The 7,974-nt window shown below is 66.0% G+C and carries 7 protein-coding genes; all 7 read left to right on the forward strand.

The window, feature by feature from the left end:
• Positions 1–169 precede the first annotated feature (169 nt).
• The gene (locus CG50_RS11910; protein ID WP_036638651.1) at positions 170–1,009 is read left to right on the forward strand and encodes a transporter substrate-binding domain-containing protein; all 840 of its coding nucleotides are present in this window, start codon (positions 170–172) and stop codon (positions 1,007–1,009) included.
• Between the two features lie 75 nt (positions 1,010–1,084).
• A complete protein-coding gene (locus tag CG50_RS11915; protein WP_051909945.1) occupies positions 1,085–2,239 on the forward strand; it encodes an enolase C-terminal domain-like protein in 1,155 nt (384 codons plus the stop codon).
• A gap of 303 nt (positions 2,240–2,542) precedes the next feature.
• Positions 2,543–4,144, forward strand: a complete 1,602-nt coding sequence (locus CG50_RS11920; RefSeq protein ID WP_036638653.1) for an ABC transporter substrate-binding protein — start codon at positions 2,543–2,545, stop codon at positions 4,142–4,144.
• A 101-nt stretch (positions 4,145–4,245) separates the two neighbouring features.
• Positions 4,246–5,187, forward strand: coding sequence for an ABC transporter permease (locus tag CG50_RS11925; protein ID WP_036638656.1), 942 nt, complete (start codon positions 4,246–4,248; stop codon positions 5,185–5,187).
• Between the two features lie 73 nt (positions 5,188–5,260).
• The gene (locus CG50_RS11930; RefSeq protein ID WP_081880408.1) at positions 5,261–6,181 is read left to right on the forward strand and encodes an ABC transporter permease; all 921 of its coding nucleotides are present in this window, start codon (positions 5,261–5,263) and stop codon (positions 6,179–6,181) included.
• Positions 6,182–6,192: 11 nt separating this feature from the next.
• Positions 6,193–7,290, forward strand: coding sequence for an ABC transporter ATP-binding protein (locus tag CG50_RS11935; protein WP_081880409.1), 1,098 nt, complete (start codon positions 6,193–6,195; stop codon positions 7,288–7,290).
• Positions 7,287–7,974, forward strand: a 688-nt coding sequence (locus CG50_RS11940; RefSeq protein WP_036638658.1) for an ABC transporter ATP-binding protein, incomplete at its 3' end; no start/stop codon positions are given. The genes CG50_RS11935 and CG50_RS11940, both read left to right, overlap by 4 nt.

Raw genomic sequence — 7,974 nt, forward strand, 5'->3', positions numbered from 1 at the left:
TTCATGCGAGAGGCACATTTCATCGGTTTGCATTCCCCCGGAGGCAGCGCATCCTTTCCATCGTATCCCTGCCCGAAACGGTGGGAAGACCCATGAAAAACAGGCCGAAACGGCCGGCAGATCCGGGATCGGCACCCTCGCCGGCCCGCCCCTTCCAACGGAGAGACGAATGACCATCCGCAAGATCACCCGCCGCACCTTCGCCACGCTGGCCGGTGCCGCCGTCGGCGCCGCCAGCCTCGGCCTGCCCGCCATCGCGGCGGAAAGCTCGCTTCAGCGGGTCAAGGCCTCGGGCGTGCTGCGCGTCGCGGGCGTGCCCGACGGCGTGCCCTATTACCAGCGCGATCTGGCAACCGGCAAATGGCGCGGCTTCTATGTCGACATCTGCCAGAAGCTCGCCGACGACCTCGGGCTGAAGATGGAGCTGGCGGAAACCACCTGGGGGAACTCGGTGCTGGATCTGCAGGCGAACAAGCTCGACGTGTTTTTCGGGCTGAACCCGACGCCCGCGCGCAAGGAGGTCATCGACTTCTCCGTCCCGGTGTTCAACAACGCCTTCACGCTGGTCGCCCGCAAGGGCCTGACGGGCACCACCTGGGCCGATTTCGACAAGCCCGAAATCCGGATCTCGGTCGATGCCGGCTCGTCGAACGATGCGGCGGCGACGCGCAACTGCCCGAAGGCGACGATCACCCGGCTGAAGACGCAAAGCGACGCCACCACCGCACTTCAGGCCGGGCGGGCGGATGCGCAATGTCTGGCGCTGATCCTTTCGCTGGCGCTGAAGGCCAAGGTGCCGGCGATCGGCGATCTGGTGATCCCCGCGCCCTTCGATGCCACCACCTCGAACGCCGGTTTCCGGCGCGAGGACGACAAGTCCTGGCAGGAATTCGTCAGCGACTGGATCGGCAAGCAGCGCGAGAGCGGCTTCGTCAAGGAGGCCATCGTGCGCAACATGGCGCTGGTCGGCGTGAAGGAAAGCGACTTCCCGCCGGGCTTCAGCATCTGATCGGCGCGCATTCCGGGTGACACATCTGCGCCCCGCCTTCCCCGGGACGGCGGGGCCTTTCTTTCGGAGACAGCGATGACGGACACCGTGGACCCCACGGCACCCGGCGGCGACCGCATCGCCGCGATGAAGATCTGGCTGATCGAAAGCCCGATCATGATGGCCCGTCAGCAGGGCGTGGGCGACGTGAAAGGCACGGTCAAGCGCGTGCTGCTGCAACTGACCTCGGCCGAGGGCGTGACCGGCTGGGGCGAGGCGGCGCCGTGGGAGGTCTTCACCGGCACCGCCGAGGCGGCCTATGCCGCGCTCGACATCTATCTGCGCGAGGTGGCGATCGGCTGGCCCTTGTCGAACATCCGCGGCGCGATGGCGGCGATGGACCGGCGCATGGTCGGCCATGGCGAGGCGAAGCTCGCCGTCGAGACCGCGATGTTCGACATCCTCGGCAAGCGCTCGGACCTGTCGGTGGCCGAGCTTCTGGGCGGGCGGGTGCGCGAGCGCATCCCGCTGAGCTTCTCCATCGCCGATCCGGATTTCGAGGCCGACATGCGCCGGATGGAGGAGATGGTCCCCGCCGGCAACACGATCTTCAAGGTGAAGACCGGGGTGAAGCCTCATGCCACCGACATGGATCACCTGAGCCGGATGCGGGCGCGTTTCGGCGATACGATCGACCTGCGGCTCGATTACAATCAGGCGTTGCAGCCGTTCGGCGCGCTCAGGGTGCTGCGCGATGTCGCCGCCTTCGCACCGACCTTCATCGAACAGCCGGTGCCGCGCGACGCGCTGCGCGCGCTTGCCGAGTTCCGCACCGCGCTCGGCGTGCCGATCCTCGCCGACGAGAGCTGTTTCGACGCCCATGACCTGATGGAGCTGATCCGGCTGGGGGCGGCCGATGCGATCTCGGTCAAGCTGATGAAGGCGGGCGGACTGCTCAAGGCGCAGGGCCTGCTGGCCATCGCCGCGACCGCGCGGATTCCGGGCTATGGCGGCACGCTGTGGGAGGGCGGGATCGCGCTTGCCGCCGGCACGCAGTTCATCGCGGCGATGCCGAACATGTCGCTCGGCTGCGAGTTCTACATGCCGCACCATGTGCTGACCGAGGACGTTCTGGAACAGCGCATCCCGAACCAGGCCGGTCATGTGATCGTGCCGCAGGGCCCGGGCCTCGGCATCTCTGTCACGGAGCAGTCGGTGCGTGACAACGCGCGGGTGCTTGCCACCGCCTGAGACGGATCGTCACCGCCGCCCCGGCGGCCCCGAAAAGGGACGAGACCGCCCCTTTTCCTTTGATTTCAAGGCCGTATTGCGGCCTTTCCAGACATGCCCCGCACCGGTTCAGGCTTCGGATACCCCCTGATTCGCCATCACAACGACGTGTTTCGACTAAAATTCCCGCGATCCGGCAGGCGGCGCGTCAAAAAAACAGACATTGGCCGCAAATCATAAATCCATTTGGTCCGGACCTTTGACAGTCCCGCCGGCGATGCCGCTCACTTGAGGCAGAACACTCACCGGACAGGGACCGAACAGATGAAATTCAGCTTGAAAGGCGCGGTGGCAGGGCTTCTGCTGGGGACGATGCTCGGCTCGGGCGGGGCCTGGGCCGATGGGGGGACGCTGCGCATCGCGATGACGGCGGCGGATGTGCCCACCACGACGGGGATGCCCAACAACGGCTTCGAGGGGATGCGCTTCCTCGGCTATACCGTATTCGAGCCGCTGATCGACTGGGATCTGAGCGACCCGAGCAAACCCGCCGATCTGCGCCCCGGTCTGGCCGAAAGCTGGGAGGTGGACCCGGCCGATCAGACCCGCTGGACCTTTCATCTGCGCAAGGGCGTGAAGTTCCATGACGGGTCGGATTTCAATGCCGATGCGGTGATCTGGAACCTCGACCGCTTCTTCGACGACAAGTCGCCGCAGTTCGACGCGAACGGCTCGGCGATCACCCGCGGGCGCAACCCGCTGATGAAGAGCTGGAAGAAGATCGACGACTATACCGTCGAGATCGACACCAAATATCCGGCCTCCTACTTCCCCTACATCATCTGCTACACGCTGATTGCAAGCCCCGCAGCCTTTGCCGCCGCCGGCAACGACTGGGCGAAATTCGCCCAGGCTCCGGCCGGGACCGGGCCGTTCAGGATCACCAAGGTGACGCCGCGGGTCTCGGTGGAACTCGCGCGCAACGACGCCTACTGGAACCCCGCGCGCGTGCCGAAGCTCGACAAGGTGGTGCTGCTGCCGATGCCGGAGGCGACGACGCGTCTGGCCGCGCTGCGCTCCGGTCAGGTCGACTGGATCGAGGTGCCGCCCCCCGACGCGATCCCCAGCCTGAAATCGGCCGGGTTCAACGTGGTCACCGGCGTCTATCCGCATGACTGGCCCTGGGAATGGGACGTGTCCGAGGGCTCGCCCTTCCATGACGTGCGGGTGCGGCAGGCGGCGAATTATGCCATCGACCGCGACGGTCTGGTGCAGATGCTCAACGGCACGGCGATCCCGGCAAAGGGCTGGTATACCCCGGACCATCCGCTGTTCGGCCATCCGAAGAACGATTATACCTACGATCCCGACAAGGCGCGCGCGCTGCTGAAAGAGGCCGGCTATGGCCCCGATCATCCGCTCAAGGCGAAGATCCTGACCTCGACCTCGGGGTCGGGGCAGATGCAGCCGGTGCAGATGAACGAATTCATCCAGCAGAATCTGGCCGAGGTGGGGATCGACATCGACCTTGAGACCACGGAATGGGGCACGCTGCTGGTGGCGCTGCGCAATGCGCCGGGCAGCGCGCCGACGATGGGGGCGAACGCGATCAACGTCTCCTTCGCGACCTCGGATCCGAGCTGGCTGGCGAAGTTCTTCCATTCGAAGAACAAGGCCCCGGTTTCCAGCAACTGGGGTCAGTATTCCAACCCCGAGGTCGATGCGGTCCTCGACAAGATGGAACTGGAGTTCGATCCGGCCAGGCGCGACGCCTATGCCCGGCAGGTCAACGAGCTGATCACCGATGACGCGGCCTGGCTTTATGTCGTGCATGACATGAACCCGCGGGCGATGACGAAGAAGGTCAAGGGCTTCCGCCCCGCCCAGTCGTGGTTTCAGGATCTGACCTCCGTCTCGATGGAGTGACCCCCCCCCAGGAAAGCCCCTCCCGCGGGGGGCTTTCCGCCCAGGACGGCGCTGCCCGCCGCCGCTTTCCGACGTTTCAGGACCGGCAAAGGATATTCCCCATGCTGTCTTTCACGATCCGCCGTCTGTTGCAGGCCATTCCGATCCTGCTCGGTGTGTCGATCCTCGTTTTCCTGATGGTCCAGATGATCCCGGGAAACGCCCTCGATCTGATGCTGCCCTCGGACGCACCGAAAGATCTGATCGAGAAGATGAAAGCCGAATACGGCTTCGACAAGCCCTTGTGGCAGCAATACCTGCGCTGGCTGTGGATGCTGCTGCACGGCGATCTGGGGGTGTCGATCTTCGACAGCACACCGGTGGCCGCGACGCTGTTCGACGCGCTCGGCAACACGTTCGTTCTGGCGATCCCGGCGGCGGTGCTGGGCTTCGGGCTCGGGATCTTCTTCGGCGTCACGGCGGCGCTGAACAACGGCAAAGCGGCTGACAAGGCGCTCTCGATGGTCTCGATCACCGGGGTAAGCCTGCCGCATTACTGGTTCGCCATCGTGCTGGTGGTGATCTTCTCGGTCGAGCTGAACTGGCTGCCGGCGCAGGGGATGCAGTTCGACACCCTGCCCAGCACCGTCGAAGGCCTGAAATCCATGGTCCTGCCGGTGATCACCCTGTCGCTCATTCCGATGGGCGTGGTCTCGCGCGTGGTGCGGGCCGCCGTCCTCGAGGTGATGAGCCAGGAGTTCGTCAACACGCTCAACGCCAAGGGGCTGTGGAGCCGCTCCGTTCTCGGCCATATCCTGAAGAATGCCGCGCCGGCGACGCTCGCGGTGATGGGGTTGCAGTTCGGCTATCTGCTCGGTGGCTCGATCCTCGTCGAGACGGTGTTCAACTGGCCGGGGTCGGGCAATCTGCTGAACCTCGCGATCTTCCGGCGCGACATTCCGGTGATGCAGGGCACGATCCTCGTGCTCGCGGCGTTCTTCGTGCTGCTGAACCTCGTCGTCGACGTGGCGCAGGCGCTGATCGACCCGCGCATCCGCCGCTGAGCGCCTTCGCCTTCTCCCCCCGGATGCCGGCCCCAGCCACAGGCGCGACCGGCCAGATGGAAAGGAAACCTTCATGAACCGCTCCGTCAAGGATACCGCATCGGAGTTCCCCGCCGTCGCCGGCCGTCTGAACGCCGTGCCGAGCCAGTCGCCCGGATACTGGACGCTGGTGCGCAAGCGGCTGATGCGCGACCCCGTGACGCTGATCGCCGCCGCTGTGCTGGTGCTGATCGTGCTTTCGGCGATCTTCGCGCCGCTGCTGGCGCCCTATGACCCGTTCATGGGCAAGATCACCCAGCGGATGAAGCCGGTGGGCTTCGCCGGCCATCTTCTGGGCACCGACGAGACCGGCCGGGACATGCTGTCGCGGCTGCTGTATGGCGGGCGGCTGTCGCTGACCTCGGGGATCGTGCCGGTGGCGATCGCGCTGGCGGTGGGCGGATTTCTGGGCATCAGCGCCGGGTTCTTCGGCGGGCCGGTCAATTCGGTCATCATGCGGGTGACGGACATCTTCTACGCCTTCCCCTCGATCCTGCTGGCCATCGCGATCTGCGGGATGCTGGGCACGGGGCTGTTCAACACGCTGGTCTCGCTGACGCTGGTGTTCATCCCGCCGATCATCCGGATCTCGGAATCGGTCACCACGCAGGTGCGCAGCCTGGATTTCGTCGAGGCCGCCCGGGCCTCCGGGGCGCGGCCCTTCGCACTGATGCGATATCAGGTGCTGCCCAACGTTCTCGCCCCGATCCTGGTCTATGCGACGTCGCTGGTGTCGCTGGCGATCATCCTGGCGGCGGGGCTCAGCTTTCTCGGGCTTGGCGTCTCGGCGCCGGCGGCCGAATGGGGGCTGATGCTGAACAGCCTGCGCCAGATGATCTACATCGACCCGCTCCTCGCCGCGCTGCCGGGGGTGCTGATCTTCCTCACGTCCATGTGCTTCAACCTGATCTCCGACGGGCTGCGCAGCGCGATGGATGTGCGTCTCAAGCTGTGAGGACCAAGGCCATGACCCGCAACGATCCTTCCGCCCGCGCGCTGCGCATCTCGGACATGCCGCGCGACCGCGGCGGCCCGGCGCAGCCGATGCTGATCCTGAAGGACTACAAGAAGCATTTTCCGATCCGCAAGGGCGTGCTGAACCGCACCGTCGGCCATGTGCAGGCGGTCGACGGCGTGTCGCTGACCGTGATGAAGGGCGAAATCCTCGGCGTGGTCGGTGAATCGGGCTGTGGCAAGTCCACGCTCAGCCGCCTCATCATGCACCTGATCGAACCCGACAGCGGCGAGATGATCTTCGACGGCGATCCGCTGTCCGAACATACCGGGCTGACGGTGCAGGCGCTGCGGCGCAACATGCAGATGGTGTTTCAGGACAGCTTTTCCTCGCTCAATCCGCGCATGACGATCGAGGATGCCATCGCCTTCGCCCCGATGATGAACGGCGTCGGCCGCGACGAGGCGCTCGCGCGCTCGCGCGGGCTGCTCGATCAGGTGGGGCTGGCCGCGGCGATGTTCGCGCGCCGCTACCCGCACGAGCTGTCTGGCGGTCAGCGCCAGCGCGTCAACATCGCCCGCGCCCTCGCGGTGGAACCGCGGATGGTGATCCTCGACGAGGCGGTCTCGGCGCTCGACAAATCGGTCGAGGCGCAGGTGCTGCAACTGCTGATCGAGCTGCAGGAGAGGTTCGATCTGACCTATATCTTCGTCAGTCACGATCTGAACGTGGTGCGCTACATCTCGGACCGGATCGCGGTGATGTATCTCGGCCGGGTGGTCGAGACCGGCAGCGTCGACCAGATCTGGGACAATGCCCGCCACCCCTACACGCAGGCGCTGCTGGCCTCGATCCCGAGCCTCGATCCCGACCGGCGCACCACCGCCGCCCCGATCAGCGGCGACCCGCCGAACCCGATCGACCCGCCTTCGGGCTGCCGGTTCCGCACCCGCTGTCCCTTCGCCGAAACCCTGTGCGCCACCACCGCCCCCGAAGTGCAGCCCGTGCAGGACGGGGCGGGCCACACCGTCGCCTGTCACATGGAAAACCCCGCCTCCGGTCACAGCCGCGCCGGCACCGGTGCCCGTCTGAAGGAGATCGCGCAATGAACCAGAGTGCAACGCCCGCCCCGGTTCCGGCCGCCGACACGGTTCTTGAGGTCGAGGATCTGCACGTCGCCTTCGGCAGTCGCAAGGAGCGGGTCTCGGTGGTGAACGGGGTCGATTTCAGCCTGAAGCGCGGCGAGGTGCTGGGAGTGCTGGGCGAATCCGGTTCCGGCAAGTCGGTGATGCTGCGCTCGCTGATGGGGCTGTTTCCGCGCCGGACCGAGCATCGCGGCCAGATCCGGCTACTCGGGCGCGACATTCTCGGCCTCGGGCCGCGGGCGCTGCGCCCGATCCGGGGACGCGATATCGCGATGGTGTTTCAGGAGCCGATGACCGCCTTCGATCCGGTGTTCACCGTCGGGCGCCAGATCACCGAGGCGATCCGCGCCCACGAAGGCCTGTCCGAGACCGAGGCCCGCGCCCGCGCGCTGGAGCTGTTCGAGCGCGTCGCCATCCCCTCGGCGAAATCGCGGCTGAGCAACTACCCGCACGAGATGTCGGGCGGGATGCGTCAGCGGGTGATGATCGCCCTCGCGCTGGCCTGCCGGCCGAAAGTGCTGCTGGCCGACGAGCCGACGACGGCCCTCGACGTGACGGTGCAGATTCAGATCCTGTTGCTGTTGCGCGAATTGCAACGCGAGATGGATATGGCGGTGATTTTCGTCACCCATGACATCGGCGTGGCGC

The organism is Paenirhodobacter enshiensis, assembly GCF_000740785.1.
In the GTDB taxonomy this organism is placed as follows: Bacteria; Pseudomonadota; Alphaproteobacteria; order Rhodobacterales; family Rhodobacteraceae; genus Rhodobacter; species Rhodobacter enshiensis.